The following is a 22,400-nucleotide window of genomic DNA, read 5'->3' as shown; positions in this document are numbered from 1 at the left end:
TATTCGGATTAGCTATACCGCTTTAAACCTAATTAACTTATACCTGAATTTGATATAACAAGTTATATCAAATTCAAGTTATTATATATAAGGAACCCCTATGGACAGTTTAATAATTAAAGGTGGCATTCCCCTTGAAGGTAGTATTAGCATTAGCGGAGCTAAAAATGCGGCCTTACCAATTATGACTGCAGCACTACTTACAGATAAGCTTAGTATTAACAATATTCCAAAGCTTACTGATATTCTCACAATGAAAAAATTACTTGAGAATTTAGGTAGCATTGTCACTGTAACTGATCATCAAGATCACTTGAGTATGGATATCGATAGCAACAATATTAATAATTTTACTGCACCATATGATATAGTACGTAAAATGCGTGCTTCTATTTGGGTTCTAGGACCTCTACTCTCTAGATTCTCTAAAGCTAAGGTTTCCTTACCTGGAGGGTGTGCTATAGGTGCTCGGCAAGTAGATTTACATATAGCAGCTCTGCAAGCTATGGGAGCAAATATTGATGTTGATCATGGTTATATTAATGCTACAATCAAAGGCAGATTAAAAGCTGTACATTTTGTTTTTAAACAAATATCTGTTGGAGCAACAATTAACTCCATAATGGCAGCTACTTTAGCTGAAGGAGAAACGATATTATTTAACTGTGCTAGAGAACCAGAAGTTGTTGATCTATGCCATTGTCTTAACAAAATGGGTGCAGAAATAGATGGAATTGGTACAAGCGAAATAAGAATTATTGGTAAATCTTATTTAAAAAATACCAACTATTCGATCATACCGGATCGTATTGAAGCCGGTACCTACATGATGGCTGCTGCTATTACTAAAGGCAATTTAAATATTTACGGAATCAGCAATAATATCGTTGAAAATATAGTATTAAAACTTATTGAAGCTGGTATAGAAATTTTGCCTATTGATAATGGTTTAAGAGTCTCTTATGTAGGTAAATTAAACCCTGTGGACATCCATACAAACCCATATCCAGGTTTTGCAACAGACTTACAAGCTCAGTTTATGAGCCTTATGACTCTTTGCAAAGGTTCTTCTATAATTACAGAAAACATTTTTGAGAATCGCTTTATGCATGTTCCTGAATTATGCAGAATGGGTGCAAATATAACAGTTAACGGAAAGAGTGCTATAATAAGGGGTGTACCTTTTTTGACAGGAGCAGAAGTAATGGCAAGTGACATCAGAGCATCAGTATCCCTAGTATTAGCTGGACTTGCCGCCAACGATACAACAAAAATACATCGAATTTACCACTTAGACCGTGGATACCAAACATTGGAGAAAAAACTAACCAGTTGCGGGGCAAATATAGTACGAATTACTGGAGATAATGTTTAAATAAATTCGTTCTATTTAGGTAGAACTTCAAGAATTAAAATTCCCGCGACCTAAAGATCGAAACTACTCCGTTACTCATGTACGTTACGCTGCTCGACTTTGTTACTGCCTAGCTCTTCTTGAAGTTATACTATCGTCTATCAACTCTTGAAATCATAGCAGTGTATCACCTTGGGAAAATGAGTTTCCAATTTACGCAGCGAGCTTATCTCTCAATACTTCAATTAATTTATTAATTGCTTCCTCGGGATTTATGTTCTCAAGAATTGCAAGCTCCCCAGCTAGCCTATTTAAGGCTGATTCATAAATAGTCCTTTCGCTATAAGACCGGTCACTATCAACATTCTTATAGAGATCCCGTACCACTTCTGCTACAGATACTACATTACCAGAATTTATTTTACCCTCATATTCTTGTGCTCTTCTACTCCACATCCTATTACCTTGCTTAGCTTTACCTTGAAGCGTTGAATATATTACAGCTAAATCAGTTTTACTAACAAGTTTTCTAAGACCCGAAATAGCAGCTCTATTTACCGGTACTTTCAAAGTCATTTTGTCTTGAGGGAACGATATTACATAAACCTTAATATCAGTACCAGCTATGATTTGGTGTTCTACATTTACTATCTCTCCAACTCCATGAGATGGATATACAATTCTTTCTCCTACTTTAAATTCAGACGATGTTGACATGCTTACTCCTTTCCATTATAAAAACTTAGACCATGGTCAATTGATTTGAATTTGTGTCAGTGAGTTGCAAATAATTAAATCCTAACTATAGATCTTTTGCAAATCACAATACTAAAGATAACACTCCCTAAATATACTCGAATGTGACTCCGAATTAGATTTGAAAATGAGGAGAGAACACACTAGACGTACATACGGTACGTGAGTCCTTGATATTTTCAAACAACAATTCTTCGAAACAGAATTAGTATACAATACAGACTAATTTTACCCTGTGGTAGTATAGCATATTTTAGAAGGATAACAAAGTATAAGTTATAAAAAAATATTAGGGCAATTAGAGAGTAGACGTAAGCGTTACCACTTACGCCCCTCATTAGAACCTCATCGTGCGGTTTTCCCGCAATGGGCTCAAGATAAATTCCTTCACCTGATTATTTTTAATCTAGCTATCTAACACAGTTTAGTTGTCGTCAATTATTGAAAGTCTGTGCTTTCATAACGTTTCTCTGTGTTAGTCGAACTTACCCACCAGCCTTCCCTCCATTGGCATTACCCAATTTCATCAGTACTATGCTGGATCTGACTTCCTATATTTCTTTTTAGCTCCCTTGCGTTTTATACTTGTCGGCTAATACTTCTTAAAAGAAGAAAATATAGGATCTCCCACGTTTATAAATAAACTTTTATTACATACCATGCTCTTAGACCCCGGAGATCTAACACATACCTGCCTATTTATGGTATGTATTATGTTGCATTCCTGCCTTTTAACACAGTCTGCGATCCCAAAAGAATTGCTTAACGAGGCTCAATCACTTTAACCTTTCGGCTTACGGCCTATAATATTTCTGTCTACGCTTAACTGACTTTGTTACCAAAATCAGCTCAAGACTCGATACATAGTGTGCTAGGTCAACACTTCTATGGCTGTTCTTTCAACCGCTAGCTTATTTACACTTCGTGGCGCACTAAAAGTTACAATCGATAGTTAGTGTAAACATAACACTCCATTCAATATGTGATTTTAATTATTAAAATCACATATTGAATGATGAAAAAAGTTAAAATGCACTAGCAGAACCGTTTCAAGAGTGCATTTTTCCTTATAACAAAGTCAGTTCGATATAAGAATTATTAATTCTTATATCGAACTGAGGTTAAACATAAGTTTAACCATTCTCAATGTCATTCCCGCGAAGGCATTGTCCGCGTGGATCAAAAAGCCAACGTAAGTAATGGTACTTACAGGATCAAAAACGATGTCATTCCTAGCTAAAAGCGGGAATCCAAAAAATAGCCTGCAAAGGCTATTAGATATTATGGATTCCCATTTTCACGGGAATTACACCTTTGATAGCTAATGCTTGCTATATATTAACTACCGATTGTGACTTTTAAATTACTCTACCTAAAACAAAAGAAAAATAAGTTGCCTTTTGCTCTAATATTGGTTAGGATATAAAGCCTTTAGGCTAGGTAGCAAAGTGGTAATGCCGTGGACTGCAAATCCTCAATGCGCCGGTTCGATTCCGGCCCTGGCCTCCATTAAAACAAACTGTACGTAACCTGAATTCGATGTAACAAGTTACATCGAACTTTCGTGTTATATATAGAAACAATCAGGTTTGAAGAGGTTCTACACCTGATTGTTAAAATATAACACTCCATTCAATATGTGATTTTAATTATTAAAATCACATATTGAATGATGAAAAAAGTTAAAATGCACTCGCAGAATCGCTTCAAGAGTGCATTTTTCCTTATAACAAAGCCAGTTCGATATAAGAATTATTAATTCTTATATCGAACTGAGGTTACGTAATATGGTAGAGTTTATCGAACAATTCCTAGAAATGATGATAGCGGAGCGTGGTGTAGCTAATAATTCCGTACTTGGCTACAAAGGTGATCTGTTAGATTTTCAGAAATTTTTATCACAGAATAAATTGTTAGAGCTGAATATTAAAGCTGAAAATATTAGAGACTGGATAGAATATTTGGCGGGAAATGGCTTGCAGGCAAGATCAATCAACCGGAAGATATCCACTATAAAAAACTATTATGAATTTTTAATTAGCGAAAAGCATACCAATTATAATCCTGCTTTGATGGTAGATCTACCAAGATATCAAACTAAACTTCCTTCTACATTATCAATTGATAAAATCAAAGATTTACTTTTCTATTGTGATCAAGACAAAAATCCTGATTCCATACGCCTAAAAGCAATGATTCATTTATTATATGCAAGTGGGTTACGTGTTTCTGAGCTTGTCAGTATAAGGTTAACTGATATTTTAGTAAATCAAATGTCCCAAAATATTAGAAAAATATTTTCAATAATCGGTAAAGGTAATAAAGAAAGAATGGTGATAATCAATGAACAGGCTACCATGAGTTTGTCTGATTATCTAACTATTCGTAGTAAATTTATAAGCAAAAAACACCCTAAAAGTCAAATTTATTTATTTTGTTCTTCTTCAACTAGTGGTCATATGACTAGGCAGAATTTTGCAATTCTGTTAAAACAAGCATCTATTAAGGCTGGGCTAGACCCAAGTAATATCTCTCCACATACTTTACGTCACAGTTTTGCAAGCCATTTGCTAGAAGGCGGTGCAGATCTTAGGGTAATTCAAGAACTACTTGGACATGCTGATATCAGTACTACCCAAATCTACACACATATACAAACAAAGCATCTAAAACAGGCTTTGGATCGTCATCCGCTTAAATCATCTATACTCAAATGATTTAAATAATTAGAGCGTAATTTTTAACAGGGTAGTTAATTTTACTGAAGAATTAGCTTTTATGTAGATAGGGCTAGTATTTTAAATAAGTTTTGAGTAATATTACTTAGTGCTATGAAAAATTATGCTAAAATAAAAAAAATTTTTTCCAAGAAACATGAGACCTATTACAAAATTCACTTACGTGTAAGGATTTGAAGAGTCTATAGAAAAATATATTACTTTATGACAGCCAATGTACTAGTAGTTGATGATATAGAATCAAATGTTAAATTACTGGAAGCTAAACTTTTAGGAGAATATTACACAGTCTTTACTGCCAGTAACGGCAAAGATGCATTGGATGTTCTTGCCCTTAATAGAATTGATATTGTATTACTTGACGCCATGATGCCTAATATAGATGGATTTGAAACCTGCAAACGAATTAAGTCTAATCCTTACACTATTCATATACCAGTTATTATGGTTACGGCTCTTTCTGATACTGAGGATCGCATAAAAGGTCTTGAAGCTGGAGCTGATGAATTCTTAACAAAACCTATTGATGACACTGCTCTTTTTGCAAGGGTAAGATCTCTTGCTAGAATGAAGGCGGTTATTGATGAACTCAAACTTAGAAACACTACTAATGCTGAATTAGGTGGTGACGTTATAGAGATAAAAGATAATTTTTCAGATAGTAAAATACTTTTAATTAACGATGATATAGTACAGGCAAGAAACATAAATAAAATGCTTCTAAGCCTTACCCCCAATATCAAAATAATATCTGATATCAATGAATTGGAGAAAGATACCGAATATACCCCGGATTTAGTAATTATCAGCTGCCAATTAGAGCAAGGAGATCCTTTAAGAATAAGCGTGATGTTACGGTCTGATGCTAAATTCCACGATACGGTACTCATATTACAAGCTGAAGAAGAAAATACATCGATAGTTATCAAAGGTTTAGAGCTGGGTATTAATGATTATTTTACATACCCAGTAGATAAAAACGAGCTATTAGCTAGAATCAGAACTCAATTGAAAAGAAAACATTACCAAGATACTTTACGCAATGATTTAGAGTTAAGCGTAAATTTGTCGATCAAAGATGGTTTGACAGGCATATTTAATCGTCATTATTTTGATACACACATAAAGCAAATGGTAAAAAAATCTACTGATAGTAAAAGACCTTTATGCTTACTTATGTGTGATATTGATCATTTTAAGCAAGTTAATGACACTTATGGTCATCAAGCAGGAGACATAGTGCTAAAAACCATTGCTAATGTTCTGAAGAGTATTTTTAGGGTTACAGACTTGGTTGCTAGATATGGTGGAGAGGAATTTGCTATCCTTTTAAATGACATAACGATTGACGAAGCTATGTATATAGCACAGCGTGCAAGAACAAGAGTGGAGTCTATCGATTTTAAAGTTAAAACGCAAAAAGATCCTATTAAGAAAACTATCTCCATAGGAGTAACTGTATATAAAATGGGGGAATCTATTAGTGATTTTATAGAACGTGCCGATAAAGCTCTGTATCAAGCAAAGGAGGACGGAAGAAATAAAGTGATAAGAATAATTTAGATACACAAATGAAGATTAATCAGGTATATTAAATTTATTGTAACACTAGCTTATGAGAGGGGTCTTCTTAAAGAAGTCTACCTTTCATATAAAAACCTAAGATCATGAAAAATGAAACTATTTCTAAATGTTATCGTGAATTGCCATATAGACCAAGTGTAGGCATGATGATAATAGATAGTACTAATAGAGTATTTGTTGGTAAAAGAATAGATACTAAAATACCAGCTTGGCAAATGCCTCAAGGTGGTATAGATTTGGGAGAAACGCCCAGTGTTGCTGCCCTTAGAGAAATGTTCGAAGAGATAGGTTGTAATAAAGGTTATATTATTGCAGAAAGCAAATATTGGTATAGTTATGATGTACCTAAAATTTTAATACCTAAATTATGGGATGGTAATTTCCGAGGCCAAAAACAAAAATGGTTTCTAATTAGGTTTACTGGTACTAACGAAGATATTAATATTAATACTCGTAACCCAGAGTTTGAGGAATGGCGTTGGGCTAAGTTTGATGAGTTATTGTCAATTATAATTCCCTTTAAACGCAAGCTTTATAAAGCTGTAGTTAAGGAATTTGCCCCTATCGTTCATGATATAGTCAATTGATGATAAGTAGGTAGCGTTGTCTTCTCAATTGGCTCATGTACGCTCTGCTGCTCGACTTTGACACTCCTAGCTCTTCTTGAAGTTATACTCTCGTCTACCAACTCTTGAAATCATAGCAGTATATATGTTAATGTTATCTTAGTTAACCTCTATTCGATGTAAGACATCGGTTTAATAACCTAGGGCGTTATCCCTACTTCGGTGCGGAGTCTAAAAAAAATAGCATAGAAGGTATGTTATATAGTTTTAGATACCAGCTTTCGCTGGGATGACATTACCCCTAATAGCGATGATTACTTGAGCCTACTATTAATTTATTACATCGATACTCGAGGTTATTTCAGGGTAATTTAAAAATCGGGCTGCAAGCCTAATAGATAAAGGAAAAAGTGCTTAATATGCACTCGATGTCATTCTTAGCAACGGCGGGAATCTAAAAAAATAAGCCTGAAGATTATTAAGTAATATAGATCCCGCACCGAAGCAGGGATGACATCGGTAGTGGTTAAACTTGCATCTATAGCAACTAACGATTATGACTTTTAAATTACCCTAGGTTATTTACTAAAATTAAGTGTTGACAAGATAACATTTTTAAACGATAAAGTAAAGCTTATTATACATGGCTCTTAAGCATGGATTCCCGCTTTTAGCTAGGAATGATATCGAGAGCATATTTAGGGCTCGTAGCTCAGCTGGTAGAGCACTTGACTTTTAATCAGGTTGTCCCGGGTTCGAATCCCGGCGAGCCCACCACTTTAGGGTACTTAAAACCATAAACATATCTGCGTATGTTGGGTTTATAATCCCAAGTGAAGCCAGCTAAAAAAGTATATCTGATGCATGACACTGCTAACACTTGAAATGCTAAGGGTATTAATGGGTTTGTAGCTCAGCTGGTTAGAGCACACGCCTGATAAGCGTGAGGTCGGAAGTTCAAGTCTTCTCAAACCCACCATTCGTAAGTATTCTTTATGAATCTTGAGAATATAATTCCACAATTAAGCCGTAATAAGTTAGCTATTTACTGGCTTAGAAATGGTATATTTTCGCTTGCTCTTGCTGGGGTGTATTCAATAATATTGGTAATGCTCCGTACTCCAATGTTAGTTAACTTATTTCTAAATACAGAAATTTTTCGCTCAGCTTTGGTTATTCATGTTAATTTATCAATCCTAGTTTGGTTGATGTCAGTTACAGCATGTGTTTGGAGCTATAATTTAGAGTCGATGACTTTCAGCATAACATGTGTAATAATAGCATTTATTTCTACTGCACTAATAGCTTTATCACCATTTTGTGGGCAAAATTTTCCCGTAATGAACAATTACATACCAATGCTGGAGAATATAATATTTATTCTCGGAATTAGTTTGTTTGGTGTATCTGTATTGTTATTTGCCTTATATACATTATGGAACTGTTGCAAAATATCTTACTTTAACTCCCTCATTAATTTTACTATTCTTTCTACTGCAATAATGTGGGTGTTAGTATGGGTATGTTTTATTTGGTCTTATTGCCAATTACAAGAAATTATTAAACTTGTACCAGTTGATATAGAATTTTACTATGAATTGCTTTTTTGGAGTGGCGGGCATTTATTACAATTTATTTACACGCAAATTTTGATATTAGTAATGACAGTGTTATTCCATGTTTGGATAGGTAAGGAATTAAGATTTAAAAAGCTGTACCTTGCACTATTATATTTAAATTTTGTTATAAGTATTGCAGCTATTAGTGGACACTTATTATATGATATTATAGATGCTGAATTCAAAGAATATTACACTAAACAAATGAAATATGGAGGAGGAATAGCACCGGTTTTGTCTTTGATAGTAATGTTTTATGAGTTAGTTACAGCTAATCCGACTAACATTACTTCGTCATTGCGAGGAGATACTTTAGTAGCGACGAAGCAATCCAGAACATTGATTAGAAATGGATTGCTTCGTCGTGCTTATGCACTTCTCGCAATGACGGACACCAGTTTACTATGGATAAATACTAATAGTCGGGTTAGTTATATAAAGACAACCATAATTTGCTCCAGTATGTTATTTCTGTCCGGGGGATTTATTGGTATATTAATTACAGGTATGAGTGTCACTATTCCTGCACACTATCATGGTTCAATTGTTGGGATCAGTGTAGCTTTTATGGGTTTCTGCTTTCTTTTATGTGACGATAAACAGCAGAAGAATTCATATTTTTCAGCAGCAATTATGACGATAACTATAGGGCAGATGTTACATATTATAGCTCTGCTCTTTGCTGGTGGGTATGGAGTGTTACGCAAAACACCTTGGGTAGAAATGCCGGTTACCAATAAGTTACTTATGGGCATCATGGGTGGTGGAGGCGGGATTGCTATTGTTGGTGGCTTGATGTTTGTTATTATTTGTGGTAGAAGTATCTTGTTTAAACGCGAATTTGGGATAAGAATTTGTCAATTCTTATCCCAAATTCGGTAAAATTATAGAAACAATCAGATTTGAGACGGCTCTGCATCTGATTGTTAAATTAATATTTTGCTAAAAACATGATTTTAATCTTTTAAAATCATGTTTTTAGCTTTAGAAAGGTTTAAAATGCATTCGCGTTAGCCGTTTTAAGAATGCATTTTTCCTTATATTAAAGCCAATTCGGGATAAGAATTAACTAATTCTTATCCTGAATTGGGGTGTTTAAGTAACTGGAATAAAAATAATGGACTTGAAAAAACCTACTGCAGAAGAAGCCAAAGAGGCAGTTAAAACTTTATTACGATTTATTGGTGAAGATCCAAATAGGGAAGGGCTACTAAAAACTCCTGATAGAGTAATAAAAACTTACCAAGAAGTGTTTTCTGGGTATGATAGAGATGTGGAAGAAATATTAACGACTAAATTTTACGATACTTGTAACTTTCAGGATTTCATAGTATTAAAAGACATACATTTTAATTCATTTTGTGAACATCATATGTTACCGATAACTGGTACGGTAAATATAGCTTATATACCTGATAATTGTATAATAGGTATCAGCAAGCTCGCTAGGATAGTTGATGTTTTTGCTAGGAGACTACAGATTCAAGAAAAGATGACTGTACAAATTGCTGAAACATTACAGAAATATATTAAGCCCCTAGGTGTTGCGGTTAAGATTTCTGCATTACATAGCTGTATGACTCTTAGGGGAGTTATGCAGAATGATAGTATTATGAATACTATGCATTATACTGGCATATATGTAGAGCAGCAGAAGTACCGCCACGAATTCCTAAATATTATTTCCAAAAAATAATCCAAGGTAAACTCATGTTACTATCAAAATATTTTTTACCTGTGCTAAAGGAAGAACCAGTGGAGGCACAAGTGGTTTCTCATCGGTTGATGCTTAGAAGCGGTATGATAAGACAGCAATCTGCTGGGATTTATAGCTGGTTGCCGATAGGCTTAAAAGCCCTTAAAAATGTTGAAAATATCGTTCGACTTAATATGAACAAGGTAGGTGCTATTGAAATATTAATGCCTTGTATTCAACCAGCATCTTTATGGGTGGAATCTGGAAGATTTGAGAATTATGGCAAAGAAATGCTAAAATTCCAAGATCGCCATGATAATACGTTATTGTTTGGGCCTACTAATGAAGATATGGTTACTGATATTTTTAGAAATAATATTCAGTCCTATAAGGATTTGCCAAAAAACTTATATCATATTCAATGGAAATTTAGGGATGAAATTAGACCTCGCTTTGGGGTTATGCGTGGTAGAGAATTCTTAATGAAAGATGCATATACTTTTGATATAGATCAAATAAGTGCTGTAAAAACCTATAATCAGATGTATCTAGCCTATATGCAAACATTTCGTGATATGGGTTTAACTGTAATCCCAGTACTTGCTGATAATGGTCCAATTGGTGGCAATTTAAGCCACGAGTTCCATATTCTTGCTGATAATGGGGAGAGTACAATTTTTTATGATAAAAAATTTCTATCTTTAACAGACCAGGAAAGTTTAGATATTGAAAAATTACAAACCTTATATGCGGCAGCAGAAGAAAAACATGCCCCTGATAAATGCCTGTTATCAGAACATGATCTTGCCAGTAGTAAGGGTATTGAAGTTGGGCATATTTTTTATATTGGCACAAAATATGCCCAAGCCATGAATGCTTTAGTAAATAGTAATAATGGTAATCTTGTGCCAGTGGAAATGAGTTCTTACGGTATTGGTATTTCAAGACTTTTAGCTGCCATAATCGAATCAAGTCACGATGATAAAGGGATTATATGGTCTACAAATATTGCTCCTTTTATGGTATCAATATTAAATTTGAACATACTTGATAGCAAATGCAATGAACTATCACAAAATCTATATGATAAACTTGTGGCAAGTAAAATAGAAGTATTATACGATGATACCAATGAAAGAGCCGGTAGCAAATTTGCCACCCATGATCTTATAGGATCACCGTACCAAATAATTATTGGTCCTAAAAAAGCTGGCAACAATGTGGTCGAACTAAAAGATCGTAGAACAGGAAAAATAGAAGAATTAGATGTTGGTACTGTTATTGATAGAATATTGTTTGAATTTTTATTATAAAAATAACGAGCATTTTTATCTAATCATCTAGCCGTATAAACTACGAAATAATTATAAGATTAACCTGAATTCGATGTAACAAGTTACATCGAACTTTCGTGTTATATATAGAAACAATCAGGTTTGAAGAGGTTCTACACCTGATTGTTAAAATATAACACTCCATTCAATATGTGATTTTAATTATTAAAATCACATATTGAATGATGAAAAAAGTTAAAATGCACTCGCAGAATCGCTTCAAGAGTGCATTTTTCCTTATAACAAAGCCAGTTCGATATAAGAATTATTAATTCTTATATCGAACTGAGGTTAAGATTATTATTTTTTAAAGCTAAATTCAGTAAATATTGTGGGAGTGATAGAGTCAAATAAAGTGAGCCGAAGGAAAATATAGAATCAATTAATGTGAGCCAAGAAATTTTGAGAGTCAATTAAATCGAGCTAGACTGTATTTTTAAAGTCATTTAATTTGAGTCACTACCGATAAAAGCGAGCCAGTGTCATATTGAAAGCAAGCTGCTACAATTATACTGCTCGTAAATGAAGAGTTGAAAGAAGAGAAGAAAGAAGCTAGAATATGATTATGGGAAATATTTTAACATCTGAACAAAGAACGGCACTGAAGTCACGTCATGGTAATGAACGAGATAGGAGAGTATGTGACCGAATTAAGGCAGTTTTGCTGTATGATAAAGGTTGGAGCTATGAAGAAATAGCAGAAGCATTGCTGTTAAGTGAAGAAGCTATAAGAAAGCATGTAAGAGATTATCAAAAATTTAATAAATTAGAGACAGCTAACGGTGGTAGTGCAAGTAAGCTAAGTGAGCTAGAAGAGAAAGAGTTAATAGAGCATTTAGAAGTATGTAATTATGTTTATGCCAAAGATATTAGCAATTACATAGAAAAAAAATACGGTGTTGCCTATACAATAGCAGGAATAACAAAGCTATTAAGGAGATTAGGCTTTGTATATAAAAAGCCAAAGATTGTACCCGGCAAGCTTGATGTAGATAAGCAAGAACTATTTAAGCTAGAATATAGTTTGTTAAAAGGTAATCTCAAGGCTAAAGAAGCTATATATTTTATGGATAGCGTTCATCCTCAGTATCAAACAAAAGCCCGTTATGGTTGGATCAGAAAGAATCAAAATAAAACTTTACCAACATTTAGTGGTTGGAAAAGGAAGCATTTAATAGGAGCAATTAATTTATCTGATTTGCAATTAGTTAGCACAGATAATCCTAAAGTAAACGGTGATTATATAATCAATTTTCTACAAAAATTAGAAGCAGAAAATCCTAATAAAGAGAAGATATATTTGATTTGTGATAATGCTGGGTATCATAAGTCAAAGAAAGTAAAGGAGTATCTAGTAAATAGCAAAATAGAATTAGTATTTTTACCTCCCTATAGCCCTAATCTTAATCCGATTGAACGATTATGGAAATTTATGCATAGAATTGTAACAAATAATAAATTTTACCATAATTTTGCTCAATTCTCAGAAGCTATAGATAGATTTTTTGCTAATATTGATAAATACAAAGGTAATTTGCTTACTCTTATAACTGACCAATTTCAGACTATAACTTTTAATCATTTTGCCAACTCTTCAGGTTAATTGAGTATACATACTAGACCTCTTTCGAAACTGGTTAATGTAGTTCAAAATTATAAATGCTAGAGATCAAATTAAATCTAAGACCGAATCTTTTACGTCTATTTCGATATTTGTCAGCAATAATTTTGAACCGTTTTAGCATACCAATAACGTTTTCATTCAGAACTCTTTCTCCTGCTAACCTACGATTATTCTTTTTATCGTTTTTAGTTAAAGGATTTTTCTTGCTTTTTTTCTTTGGTAATTCAGAATTATTGTGAATTTTTTGTATACCTTGATATCCTGTATGTGCGTCAAGATAAGGTGCATTAATCTTATGGGTGAAAGTCCTGTTATGGAAGGAGTAGCTAGCTCCACCATATAGCGAGTCTTGTGCTGCTGAAGGTAACGACAGTAGTAAAGCGTAGACAGCGAAACAATCGAGCCGAAACCAAAAGGTGAACGTGATAGCCCCGAAATAGTCGGTAGTAGTGAGAGCTGATACTTGATACAGGGTAGTAAGCAATAGAATACTGGAGGTTATAACTAGCAAATCCGAAAGTATTTAATCACCGGGGTCGCAGGCGTCAGCGAGTTTGTAGAGATTAATGACACAACTTGAGAAGTCCTTATAACTCTTACTTCATTAAGTAAGTATTCAAAGTACAAGTGCCGAAACATGAGGCTTTGGAGATGGTGTAAGGATGGCTGAGTTAGCCATATTAGTGATGAAACTCCGTAATGGGAGTGGAGCGAAGGGCTAGCAGAAAAGTAAGAATGTGAGAGGGAAACAATGACCGTACACAGCGTAGACGGAAATACATGGTTAACGAAACTTGAGCGTATAAAGTTGCTATCATCGCAAAATCAAGACATAAAGCTTAATAATCTTGGACATATTATTGATTTAAAGATGTTATACTAATTATCTTTCAATATAGAATGAAGATGGTATAATTTAAGTTATAGAATAAAAAAGCTAATGTCAGGTTATCAATATGTTTATCCATCAGAAACAGTTTGTCGGATGGAATTTTTGTTAAAATCAGCCTCAGATATGATAGCATTTCGTAAGATTCAATGTATTTATTTACGTGCCAAGTTTTCATATTTACCTAAGCAGATTTCTGAAATTACCGGTTTAAGTATTAGTCGAGTTAGGCAAATTCATACAGCTTATTACAAACTCGGAGAATCAGTATTAAAAGAAACTAAAAGAGGTGGTAGGAATCATTGCTATATGGACGAGGCTAATGAAAGTAAAATACTGGAATCTTTTAATCATAGAGCATCACAAGGGGAAATTGTAGTAGTCAGAGAAATACAGAAAAAATATGAAGAAGTTTTGCAAAAGAAAGTAACTAAATCAGCAATCTACAAAATTTTACATCGTCATTGTTGGCGTAAAGTTTCCCCTCGTCCCCATCATCCAAAGCACAATAAAGATGAGATGGAAGCTTTTAAAAAAACTTCAGCTCAGTGGTTACCGCCGCAAATACACAATCTAAATCACAGGGACTTGAATTACAAGTGATGTTTCAAGATGAGTCTCGTTTTGGAAGAATAAATGATATAAAAAGATGTTGGAGTTACAAAGGCAACAGACCTGCTGTCGCCAAACAAGTGATCCGGGAGTATAGTTATATTTATGGAGTATTTTGTCCAATTACTGGAGTATCGGATATGCTAATCTTACCTTCTATGACATTAGAATGTATGAATATTTTTTTACAAGAATTATCCATAAGACATCCTGATAAGTTTATTTTGTTGATATGTGATGGGGCATCAAATCATCGTCAAACTTCTATAACAATACCACAAAACATAATGATTCATCATCTTCCACCTTTGTCTCCTCAACTAAATCCTGCTGAGAATATATGGAAAGAAATAAAAGAAAAGTTCTTTTACAACAAAATATTCCATTCAATGGAGGATATATTAAATAGAATGTCGGATGCTATATTAAAATATGAAGCAAGTCCTCAAATTATTAAGTCTATAACTAGTTGGAACTGGATTATTAATCCTATTAATTCTGTATTGAAAGCTAATTAGTATGAGATATTGTAGTAGGTTTCAATGAAGTCACTTAAATTCCCTCCGTTAATTAAGATATCAGTAACAATCTTTGCCAACTTCTGCTGATCCCATTCAACCTTCTTAACAACATCGCAACTAATCTTAAAGCCATTATCCTCGAGATGTATAATGCCGGTATCTTTCTCAAGGCGTAGCCTTTTAGCTCTAACATGTTCCCCATACTTTAAGCTAATGGTAGACAAAAGCCATTCTCTAGTTTTTTTTGCTTGCTCAAGTTGCTCTTATACTTGCTGCAATAACTGGTACAAATCTTGTATTTGGTATTTTGCCAGCGAGCCAATTGGTACGTGTAAAACATTATCTTTATTCATCATTAATCTCCTATTTGAAATATAAAATGCCCTTAATAGGATTCCTTGAAATTTCAATTTTTGCAACCTTAAGTTATTAAAAATAACTTGTTTAAACCGGATATCTAGCATAGATCAAGCAAAAAGCTCTTTAATTTAGTTGTTTAAAATAACATTTTTCCACAGATTTATAATTTTAGATTACAGTACCCATAATTAGAAATCAGTCCATGACTCAGTACGTTTCTAAAACTCCTATGTAGAACCTTTGATTTAACAAAAAATATTTTTCTATACATGACAGTTAGCTAGGTTTTATAACCTACAATTAAAATTAAGAAGATTATGAAACTTTCAACTTGGATGTCAGTAAATAAAATAAAGCCTACTGTAGCTACTCGCTTATTTGAAACAACTCATACCCATATTTACAGATATCTTTATGAAGCAGCTATTCCAAGAGAAAAAATTATGATGAAGATTTTTATAACTACTCGAGGAGCTGTAACACCAAATGATTTTTACGGAGCTACAGATGAATTTCTTGAACAAGAATTATTAAAGGAATTAAAACAAGATGACTACCGGTATTAAACGTAAACTTCAAACTATCCTAGCACTTGACCTTGGCACGACCCTAGGCTGGGCAATACGAGATCCAACAGGTCGTATTACCTTTGGTACAGTCACTTTCAAGCTAAAGCGATTTGAAGGAGGAAGCATGCCATATTTACGTTTTACGTTAATTCGGGATAAGGATTAGTAAAAATAGCAGACATATATACACTACGAAGAGCAATTAATGTATGAATTCACAGAAATGCAATTTATACATATCCAAAATCTTGTATTAGTTATAGCTAAAGCATTTTTACTAATCCTTATCCCGAATTGACGTGTTTTAAGTAGTGGCTTACTGAGCTTAAAAATAGCTGCATTACTATTGATGCCATCTACTTTGAAGAAGTAGTACAGCATAAAGGAGTTGCTGCGGCACATAAATACGGCGGGTTCTTGGCACATTTAACTGCTTGGTGTGAACATTATCAAATACCTTATCAAGGTGTACCGGTAGGAACAATCAAGAAGTACATTACAGGTAAAGGAAATACTTCCAAACAGGAAGTAATTAAGGCAGTTAAACGCAAAGGCTTTACTACAGAAGACCATAATGAAGCTGATAGCCTAGCATTGCTGGATTTAATTTTATCAAAATATAATTAAGGAAAGAATAATGGATAAAAAACCAACGACAGCATACAAACAACACTCACATATCAACCAAGATAAAAGGAGTAAAGATGAATTATATGAATCGATAGTTAACAACATCAGAGTAAAATATAACGGCAAATTATCCGACGTTGAAGCACATACAGCAGCTAGGAATTTGATAGAATTTGTCAAAATCTTACTTCATTTTAATCAAAGATAGAATAAGATAAAAATAAATTGACTATTAAGGGAGTTTAAGTTAAATCTTCTGTTAAAACAACTATGTTAATTGGAGATAGAAAATATGATAGAAAAACCATTAAAAGCTGTTAAAGCTATTTTACTTGCTCGCGTTTCAACAAAAGAACAAGAAGAAGGATATTCTATTGAAGCACAGAAATACCGATTGCAAGAATATTGTCTGCGTAAAGGTTTAGAAATTCTAAAGATATTTGAATTCTCGGAGTCATCAACAGTAGGTAATCGTAAAAAGTTTCAGGAAGCTATAGACTTTGCTAAAAAACAAAAAGAAATTATAGCAGTAGTTGCAGATAAAGTTGATCGATTACAACGTAGTTATAAAGAAACACCTCTACTAAATGATCTAATTGAAAGAGCAAAAATCGAACTACATTTTTACACGGAAAATTGTATCATCCATAAGCATTCTACTTCGCAAGATAGGATGGTATGGAATATGTTTGTAATGATGGCTCAAAATTTCGTTGACAGTCTTAGAGATAATGTAAATCGTGCTATTGCCCAAAAACTACGCCAAGGAGAGTGGGTCAGTACTGCTCCCATTGGTTACTTGCATGTAACAAGTGGCAATAGTAGAGATCGAGGTAAGGGGAAAATAATAGTTGATCCTGACCGTGGTCCTTTAATAAAAAAAATATTTGAAACATATGCTACAGGCAGTTATACTCTACCTGAGATACTAAAGAAAACCAAAGAATGGGGATTACGCAATTCTAGAGGTAATCAAGATTATTTATGCCACTCCCATCTTTATTCTATTATTACAAATCCATTTTATTACGGGGTAATGAGATTACTAAAAACTAAAAAAGAATACCAACATATATATCCTCCTCTAATTAGTAAAGAACTATTTGATACTTGCCAAAGGGTACGTGCTAACTGGAATAAAAAACCGTTTAAATATGGAGAAAAAGAATATATATTTAGAGGATTGATAAAATGTGCTGTTACTGGTCGTGTGATCACTGCGGATACTAAGAAGAAGACTTATCCTAATGGTAGTACAGCATAGTGGATATATTTACTAGGGTGGCATCCTGATAACCCTAATAAAAGGATATACGTGAAAGAAGAAATAATACTACAAGAAGTAGAAAAAGTATTAGCAACACTCCATTTAGAGCCTGAATTGCGATCTGAAGTAATTGGTTATATTAAAAGCTCAGCAAAAATAGAGCAAGGTTTTCATAAAATGCGTATAGGAGAGCTACATACTGAGCATACTAAGATTAAAACTCGTATGGATAGGTTAACTGATTTATTTTTAGACGGTGATATTAGCAAGGAAGATCATGAAGAAAAACGTCAGAAATTAATACAAAAACGTGAATATATCGTGAAAGAAATAGAAAACCATGATTATGCTGATGATAAATTTTCAGAATGCTTGGTTAACCTAGTAGAACTGGCTTCCGGAGCGTTAGAAACCTTTAAAGGTTCGACTACGGAGGGAAAACGTAAATTGATAAATTTAGTATTTACGAACCTAAAATTAAAAGACGGAAAGCTAGACTTTATGCTACGTCCACCATTTGACGCATTCGTAAAATGCACTAAAATCGGAGAATGGCGAAACCGGGGGGATTCGAACCTCCGACCTAGCGATTAGGAATCGCTCGCTCTATCCTGCTGAGCTACGGCTTCTTTTTTACTGCTTTTGAAGATTAATCATTAGACCTCTTGCATAATTCTACTTCTGCTGATAATTTGGGCATCGGGACTAGACTCGAATCCGTAACGGAACTAGAGTACGCTGCGGATCAAGATTCCGGCTCTCCTACAAATTCCTGAGCTAGAGCGAATTCTACAAGAGGTCTATTATAGCAAAATTTTCAACAGTTGCAAGCGTGTGACACAAAATCAAAAGGATTGACATGTTTATTATTGAGCCAAATTTCAAAATGTAAATGTTCCCCGGTACTATTGCCACTATTCCCTTGAAGCCCAATCATTTGACCTTTTGTAACCATATCTCCTGCTTTTACATGTATTTTTTTCAAGTGAGCATATTTGGTGATAAATTTATTTGAATGTTTTATTTCTATCAAATTTCCATAAGCACGTTCTCGCCTTATGGTAGTAATTATTCCATCAGCAGAGGCATAAATAGGAGCACTACTATAGGCTTTTAAGTCTGTCCCACAATGGAATTTCTTTTGTTTTTTCCTAGGGTGTTTGCGTACGCCGTAATGACTGGTAATCTTTACGTTATATTGTGGTAACATTATAGGAATAGTAGTAGTTAGCTTATCTAATTGTGCTAGCTCATTAATATTATGGGAACTATTTTTATTACTAGCTTTTTGAACAAGTCGTAATTCTTCTTGAGATAAGAACTTATACTTACAATTTAATTTTAGTAGTAAGTCCTTAATCTTGGTTGACCTGATCATTGCTTGGTTATTAATATTCTCAGCACAGCTGGCTTTAAACTTTTGTAAAAAAGCCTTATTATATTGGCTATCATTAATAACAAGACCAAAATCTTTTGCATAGATGCAGTTATTTTTACTTAGTGCTGCTAAATTATATTGTATAATTAAAGTGCCGTGATTTAGTTTATGATCTTTTTGTAATTGCTGAGCGGTAACAGTTAAAAGAGTCTTGTTGGTAGATGAAGAGCTACATCCTTGTAATAATAGTATAGTTAACAACAATATACAAAATTTAAGCATTTATTGCCTTTTATACCAAAGAAAATAAACCGGTACTCCGCTTAATATAAAAGAAGTACTAATTATTATATCTGTTAATGGTGTTTTATAAATAATCCATAGGCAAAATATTATTGATCCAATAGCAATTAGCCATTCATACAGTACAGATTCATCTAATTTAGTTAATAGTAGCTTCAAAAATGCTATACTACAAGTTAGATATACAAATAAAATTGAAACAACTGAAAAATCGATTACTTTTCTAATTTGTTTTAACAAGTCCTCACTTATAGTCATGATCAATAACAATAATATCCCTAAACAACATATAATTAAACTCCCAACTGGAGCACCATTTTTATTTATTTTAGAAAAAAACGATGGCATAAAACCGTCTTGTGCTAATCTTAAAGCAATTTGTCCACTAATTAATATCCATGCATTCAGCGTTCCAATACAAATAATGAAAGCAATCAGAGAAATAATTAAATGCCACTGTCCTCCCCAAATTATTTGAGCAGCATCTGCGTAAGGAGCAATTGAATGCATTAAGTTTTTTGTAGGAACTAAGCCCATTATTCCAATACTATTAATAATATAGATAATAGCAGCACAAAATGTACCGGTTATCATTGCTTTTGGTATGGTTTTTGATGGATTATCTACTACACTAGACTGAACTGTTGCTGATTCTACTCCAAAAAATCCCCAAAATGTTAATAATGTTACTTCACCCAAAATTTGATGAGAAGTTAAATTAGCTATTTTTTGATCCATAACAAAATTATTGCTATCAAATTGTAATAACGCCATAACTGGTATTATTATTAATGGAATAACTTTTAGTAAGGTTAGTATTAACTCAGAATAGCCAGCCGCTCTTATACCTCTAAGGTTTATTAACATAATAATAAGTAACAATAATATTTGTAAAAATAAACATATAAAACTGTTATATATACCAATTAAACGCATAAAATAACCAATAGCCTCAACAACAACTACTACTGAACTTACCCATGAAATAACCCAATAAGTCCAACCAGTAAAAAATGCTGCACTATTGCCAAATGCTTGTTTTACATAAATATGAAGACCACCAGTTTGAGGAAATCGCGCACAAAGCATAGAAAATAACAATGCTAAAATCATAGCCCCACAACTAGATATAACCCATCCAATTAAACTAAAAATGCCAAATGAAGCTAAACTGGCAGGTAATATTAGAATACCAGTACCGATTTGGCTGCTAATAACTAGAGCAAAAACTGACCAAAAACCAAGCTTTTGTGACATATAATCCTTAAGATGTAATAATCATAAACTTTACATAAAAAATAAAAACTTGAAAACTGATTTATCAATTTTCAAGTTTTTGCAAGCGATATATTATATTGTTGTTTCTTACGATTGCATATAGCTTTGCCAACGTGGATCATAAGTAGGTCATTCCCGCACAGGTAGCGGAATCTATAATATCTAATAGCCTTTGCAGGTTATTTTTTGGATTCCTGCTTTTAGCTAGGAATGACATCGTTTTTGACCTTGTAAGTACCATTACTTACGTTGGCAAAGCCTACGCAAGGATGACATCATTTTTACCTATAGATACTGGTGACCCCTACGGGACTCGAACCCGTGTTTTCACCGTGAAAGGGTAGCGTCCTAACCACTAGACGAAGGGGCCATAAACTCTTTGGTATAGCTAACCCGAGAAGGTTTTAGTTGCATGTTGATATCTTAGTTAAAAGTATGTCATCCCTGCGAAGGTAGCGGGATATATAATATCTAAATAGTCTTCTAGGCTATTTCTTTAGATTCCCGCCGTTGCTAAGAATGACATACTAGTGATCCACGTTGGCAAGCCTACGAATGACAAGGCTACCACTATTACTATGGCTAAAACATTCTCGGGTTAGCTATAGCCTATCTATATTCTCAGAATCAGAGCGTTCTATTTTATACAATATCTATGAAATATTGCAAGTATGATTTTATCGTTTCTTCTTATTTTTTCCGTCGGTAGTTTTATTGAACCTGCCAATATTTTTTACAAACTTTTGTAGCCCATTTAATTCTGTACCATAAGTTTTCGTATATTCTTTAATTAACATTATATCATCTTTATGTGAGTCATTAAGTACTAAAACTTCTTCAAGAATATCATTTTTATTAAAAGTAATTCTTACTATTCTTTGTTCAATCACTTTTGGTTTAAACCATGCTCTCCTAGCTAAAGAACGTTGAACATAATACCAAGTATTCGGTGTATAGTCAGGTATAATTGTTGGTGTGCCAATTAAATCTTTTACCTCGGATTTACTAAGCCTACTCTCCTCAAGCGTAGGTAATAAATTATCATCCACATACTGCCCTCTTGATTCTATAGTTTGACAACTACATAATGTAAAGAATATTGATGAAACAAGAAAAGTCCGAATTATAAAAAATTTCATAAAATTTATGTTTGAAATACCTAGATTTTGCAATGGAAGTATAATATACTGCTTCATCGATTTGACAAATACTTTTTGCACAGGATTATAAAATAACCCTATGTACGCGAATTTGGTATAAGAATTTGTCAATTCTTATACCAAATTCGGTGAAGTATAGAAACAATCAGATTTGAGACGGCT

20 protein-coding genes, 5 tRNA genes and 2 pseudogenes are annotated in these 22,400 nt (G+C 33.5%); 19 read left to right on the top strand and 8 right to left on the bottom strand.

Annotated elements, in window-relative coordinates; translation table 11 throughout:
* Positions 1-100: 100 nt before the first annotated feature.
* Complete coding sequence (gene murA / locus ACN1AG_RS03325; protein ID WP_417905441.1) at positions 101-1,375, top strand: UDP-N-acetylglucosamine 1-carboxyvinyltransferase; 1,275 nt, start codon at positions 101-103, stop codon at positions 1,373-1,375.
* Positions 1,376-1,567: 192 nt separating this feature from the next.
* Here the strand turns inward: murA and ACN1AG_RS03320 are convergent, their stop codons facing one another.
* Positions 1,568-2,071 (bottom strand): CarD family transcriptional regulator, encoded by a 504-nt coding sequence (locus tag ACN1AG_RS03320; protein ID WP_367364254.1) that lies wholly within the window; start codon positions 2,069-2,071, stop codon positions 1,568-1,570.
* Between the two features lie 1,473 nt (positions 2,072-3,544).
* On the opposite strand from ACN1AG_RS03320, the gene ACN1AG_RS03315 reads away from it, so the two are divergent.
* The 10 genes from ACN1AG_RS03315 (at position 3,545) to ACN1AG_RS03270 (ending at position 13,250) form a co-directional block, all read left to right on the top strand.
* A tRNA-Cys gene (locus ACN1AG_RS03315) sits at positions 3,545-3,619 on the top strand.
* A 278-nt stretch (positions 3,620-3,897) separates the two neighbouring features.
* The gene (locus ACN1AG_RS03310) at positions 3,898-4,827 is read left to right on the top strand and encodes a site-specific tyrosine recombinase XerD (protein ID WP_341753515.1); all 930 of its coding nucleotides are present in this window, start codon (positions 3,898-3,900) and stop codon (positions 4,825-4,827) included.
* Between the two features lie 225 nt (positions 4,828-5,052).
* Positions 5,053-6,411 (top strand): PleD family two-component system response regulator, encoded by a 1,359-nt coding sequence (locus tag ACN1AG_RS03305; RefSeq protein ID WP_417905440.1) that lies wholly within the window; start codon positions 5,053-5,055, stop codon positions 6,409-6,411.
* Between the two features lie 104 nt (positions 6,412-6,515).
* On the top strand, positions 6,516-7,019 hold the full coding sequence (locus ACN1AG_RS03300) for an RNA pyrophosphohydrolase (protein WP_341753513.1): 504 nt from the start codon (positions 6,516-6,518) through the stop codon (positions 7,017-7,019).
* Between the two features lie 680 nt (positions 7,020-7,699).
* Positions 7,700-7,775, top strand: a tRNA-Lys gene (locus ACN1AG_RS03295).
* Positions 7,776-7,900: 125 nt separating this feature from the next.
* A tRNA-Ile gene (locus ACN1AG_RS03290) sits at positions 7,901-7,977 on the top strand.
* 16 nt (positions 7,978-7,993) lie between these two features.
* Entirely contained in the window at positions 7,994-9,499 is a 1,506-nt protein-coding gene (locus tag ACN1AG_RS03285) for a hypothetical protein (protein ID WP_417905439.1), read from the top strand.
* A 241-nt stretch (positions 9,500-9,740) separates the two neighbouring features.
* A complete protein-coding gene (gene folE, locus ACN1AG_RS03280) occupies positions 9,741-10,313 on the top strand; it encodes a GTP cyclohydrolase I FolE (RefSeq protein ID WP_417905583.1) in 573 nt (190 codons plus the stop codon).
* A 14-nt stretch (positions 10,314-10,327) separates the two neighbouring features.
* The gene (gene proS / locus ACN1AG_RS03275; RefSeq protein WP_417905438.1) at positions 10,328-11,626 is read left to right on the top strand and encodes a proline--tRNA ligase; all 1,299 of its coding nucleotides are present in this window, start codon (positions 10,328-10,330) and stop codon (positions 11,624-11,626) included.
* A gap of 586 nt (positions 11,627-12,212) precedes the next feature.
* Complete coding sequence (locus ACN1AG_RS03270; RefSeq protein WP_417904842.1) at positions 12,213-13,250, top strand: IS630 family transposase; 1,038 nt, start codon at positions 12,213-12,215, stop codon at positions 13,248-13,250.
* Positions 13,251-13,284: 34 nt separating this feature from the next.
* Here the strand turns inward: ACN1AG_RS03270 and ACN1AG_RS03265 are convergent.
* A pseudogene (locus ACN1AG_RS03265) lies at positions 13,285-13,536 on the bottom strand (transposase family protein); the annotation flags it as partial.
* Positions 13,537-14,022: 486 nt separating this feature from the next.
* Between ACN1AG_RS03265 and ACN1AG_RS03260 the strand changes: the two are divergent.
* The 3 genes from ACN1AG_RS03260 to ACN1AG_RS03250 are packed head-to-tail and all read left to right on the top strand — an operon-like array spanning position 14,023 to position 15,290.
* Positions 14,023-14,154: a hypothetical protein gene (locus tag ACN1AG_RS03260; protein ID WP_417905437.1), complete on the top strand. Its 132-nt coding sequence runs from the start codon at positions 14,023-14,025 to the stop codon at positions 14,152-14,154.
* 57 nt (positions 14,155-14,211) lie between these two features.
* Positions 14,212-14,763, top strand: coding sequence for a winged helix-turn-helix domain-containing protein (locus tag ACN1AG_RS03255; RefSeq protein ID WP_417905436.1), 552 nt, complete (start codon positions 14,212-14,214; stop codon positions 14,761-14,763).
* Complete coding sequence (locus ACN1AG_RS03250; protein WP_417905435.1) at positions 14,763-15,290, top strand: IS630 family transposase; 528 nt, start codon at positions 14,763-14,765, stop codon at positions 15,288-15,290. The genes ACN1AG_RS03255 and ACN1AG_RS03250 overlap by 1 nt, the downstream gene beginning before the upstream one ends.
* Here the strand turns inward: ACN1AG_RS03250 and ACN1AG_RS03245 are convergent.
* Positions 15,287-15,517 (bottom strand): hypothetical protein, encoded by a 231-nt coding sequence (locus ACN1AG_RS03245; protein WP_417905434.1) that lies wholly within the window; start codon positions 15,515-15,517, stop codon positions 15,287-15,289. The two genes, ACN1AG_RS03250 and ACN1AG_RS03245, sit on opposite strands and share 4 nt — an antisense overlap.
* Positions 15,518-15,970: 453 nt before the next feature.
* Here ACN1AG_RS03245 and ACN1AG_RS03240 point away from each other — a divergent pair, with 453 nt between their 5' ends.
* From ACN1AG_RS03240 to ACN1AG_RS03220, 5 genes and pseudogenes are all read left to right on the top strand, one after another.
* Entirely contained in the window at positions 15,971-16,219 is a 249-nt protein-coding gene (locus ACN1AG_RS03240; RefSeq protein ID WP_417905433.1) for a hypothetical protein, read from the top strand.
* A complete protein-coding gene (locus ACN1AG_RS03235) occupies positions 16,203-16,388 on the top strand; it encodes a hypothetical protein (RefSeq protein WP_417905432.1) in 186 nt (61 codons plus the stop codon). The genes ACN1AG_RS03240 and ACN1AG_RS03235 overlap by 17 nt, the downstream gene beginning before the upstream one ends.
* A gap of 146 nt (positions 16,389-16,534) precedes the next feature.
* A pseudogene (locus tag ACN1AG_RS03230) lies at positions 16,535-16,849 on the top strand (hypothetical protein); the annotation flags it as partial.
* 10 nt (positions 16,850-16,859) lie between these two features.
* Positions 16,860-17,060 carry a hypothetical protein gene (locus ACN1AG_RS03225; RefSeq protein WP_417905431.1) on the top strand — a complete coding sequence of 67 codons (201 nt, stop codon included), beginning with the start codon at positions 16,860-16,862 and terminating at the stop codon, positions 17,058-17,060.
* Positions 17,061-17,144: 84 nt separating this feature from the next.
* Complete coding sequence (locus ACN1AG_RS03220) at positions 17,145-18,116, top strand: recombinase family protein (RefSeq protein WP_417905430.1); 972 nt, start codon at positions 17,145-17,147, stop codon at positions 18,114-18,116.
* A 555-nt stretch (positions 18,117-18,671) separates the two neighbouring features.
* Here ACN1AG_RS03220 and ACN1AG_RS03215 read toward each other — a convergent pair.
* From ACN1AG_RS03215 to ACN1AG_RS03195, 5 genes are all read right to left on the bottom strand, one after another.
* Positions 18,672-18,748, bottom strand: a tRNA-Arg gene (locus tag ACN1AG_RS03215).
* Positions 18,749-18,936: 188 nt separating this feature from the next.
* Entirely contained in the window at positions 18,937-19,779 is an 843-nt protein-coding gene (locus tag ACN1AG_RS03210; protein ID WP_367364383.1) for a M23 family metallopeptidase, read from the bottom strand.
* The gene (locus ACN1AG_RS03205) at positions 19,780-21,057 is read right to left on the bottom strand and encodes an amino acid permease (RefSeq protein ID WP_417905429.1); all 1,278 of its coding nucleotides are present in this window, start codon (positions 21,055-21,057) and stop codon (positions 19,780-19,782) included.
* A gap of 316 nt (positions 21,058-21,373) precedes the next feature.
* Positions 21,374-21,448: transfer RNA gene (locus ACN1AG_RS03200), tRNA-Glu, on the bottom strand.
* Positions 21,449-21,755: 307 nt separating this feature from the next.
* Positions 21,756-22,217: an outer membrane protein assembly factor BamE gene (locus ACN1AG_RS03195; RefSeq protein WP_417905428.1), complete on the bottom strand. Its 462-nt coding sequence runs from the start codon at positions 22,215-22,217 to the stop codon at positions 21,756-21,758.
* Positions 22,218-22,400: the final 183 nt, after the last annotated feature.

Origin of the sequence: Candidatus Tisiphia endosymbiont of Micropterix aruncella (genome assembly GCF_965178575.1) — a bacterium.
Lineage (GTDB): Bacteria > Pseudomonadota > Alphaproteobacteria > Rickettsiales > Rickettsiaceae > Tisiphia.
The sequence above is the reverse complement of the archived record's forward strand: the minus strand, read 5'-3'. Positions and strand labels throughout refer to the sequence as shown.

Excerpts from the sequence above, each read along its gene's own strand:
- ACN1AG_RS03285 (WP_417905439.1), top strand. The coding sequence starts at position 7,994 with ATGAATCTTGAGAATATAATTCCACAATTAAGCCGTAATAAGTTAGCT.
- ACN1AG_RS03195 (WP_417905428.1), bottom strand. The coding sequence starts at position 22,217 with ATGAAATTTTTTATAATTCGGACTTTTCTTGTTTCATCAATATTCTTT.
- ACN1AG_RS03310 (WP_341753515.1), top strand. The coding sequence starts at position 3,898 with ATGGTAGAGTTTATCGAACAATTCCTAGAAATGATGATAGCGGAGCGT.
- ACN1AG_RS03205 (WP_417905429.1), bottom strand. The coding sequence starts at position 21,057 with ATGTCACAAAAGCTTGGTTTTTGGTCAGTTTTTGCTCTAGTTATTAGC.
- murA (WP_417905441.1), top strand. The coding sequence starts at position 101 with ATGGACAGTTTAATAATTAAAGGTGGCATTCCCCTTGAAGGTAGTATT.
- ACN1AG_RS03260 (WP_417905437.1), top strand. The coding sequence starts at position 14,023 with ATGACCGTACACAGCGTAGACGGAAATACATGGTTAACGAAACTTGAG.
- ACN1AG_RS03255 (WP_417905436.1), top strand. The coding sequence starts at position 14,212 with ATGTCAGGTTATCAATATGTTTATCCATCAGAAACAGTTTGTCGGATG.
- ACN1AG_RS03235 (WP_417905432.1), top strand. The coding sequence starts at position 16,203 with ATGACTACCGGTATTAAACGTAAACTTCAAACTATCCTAGCACTTGAC.
- ACN1AG_RS03270 (WP_417904842.1), top strand. The coding sequence starts at position 12,213 with ATGGGAAATATTTTAACATCTGAACAAAGAACGGCACTGAAGTCACGT.
- ACN1AG_RS03210 (WP_367364383.1), bottom strand. The coding sequence starts at position 19,779 with ATGCTTAAATTTTGTATATTGTTGTTAACTATACTATTATTACAAGGA.
- ACN1AG_RS03305 (WP_417905440.1), top strand. The coding sequence starts at position 5,053 with ATGACAGCCAATGTACTAGTAGTTGATGATATAGAATCAAATGTTAAA.
- ACN1AG_RS03240 (WP_417905433.1), top strand. The coding sequence starts at position 15,971 with ATGAAACTTTCAACTTGGATGTCAGTAAATAAAATAAAGCCTACTGTA.
- ACN1AG_RS03320 (WP_367364254.1), bottom strand. The coding sequence starts at position 2,071 with ATGTCAACATCGTCTGAATTTAAAGTAGGAGAAAGAATTGTATATCCA.
- ACN1AG_RS03300 (WP_341753513.1), top strand. The coding sequence starts at position 6,516 with ATGAAAAATGAAACTATTTCTAAATGTTATCGTGAATTGCCATATAGA.
- ACN1AG_RS03220 (WP_417905430.1), top strand. The coding sequence starts at position 17,145 with ATGATAGAAAAACCATTAAAAGCTGTTAAAGCTATTTTACTTGCTCGC.
- ACN1AG_RS03225 (WP_417905431.1), top strand. The coding sequence starts at position 16,860 with ATGGATAAAAAACCAACGACAGCATACAAACAACACTCACATATCAAC.
- ACN1AG_RS03250 (WP_417905435.1), top strand. The coding sequence starts at position 14,763 with ATGTTTCAAGATGAGTCTCGTTTTGGAAGAATAAATGATATAAAAAGA.
- proS (WP_417905438.1), top strand. The coding sequence starts at position 10,328 with ATGTTACTATCAAAATATTTTTTACCTGTGCTAAAGGAAGAACCAGTG.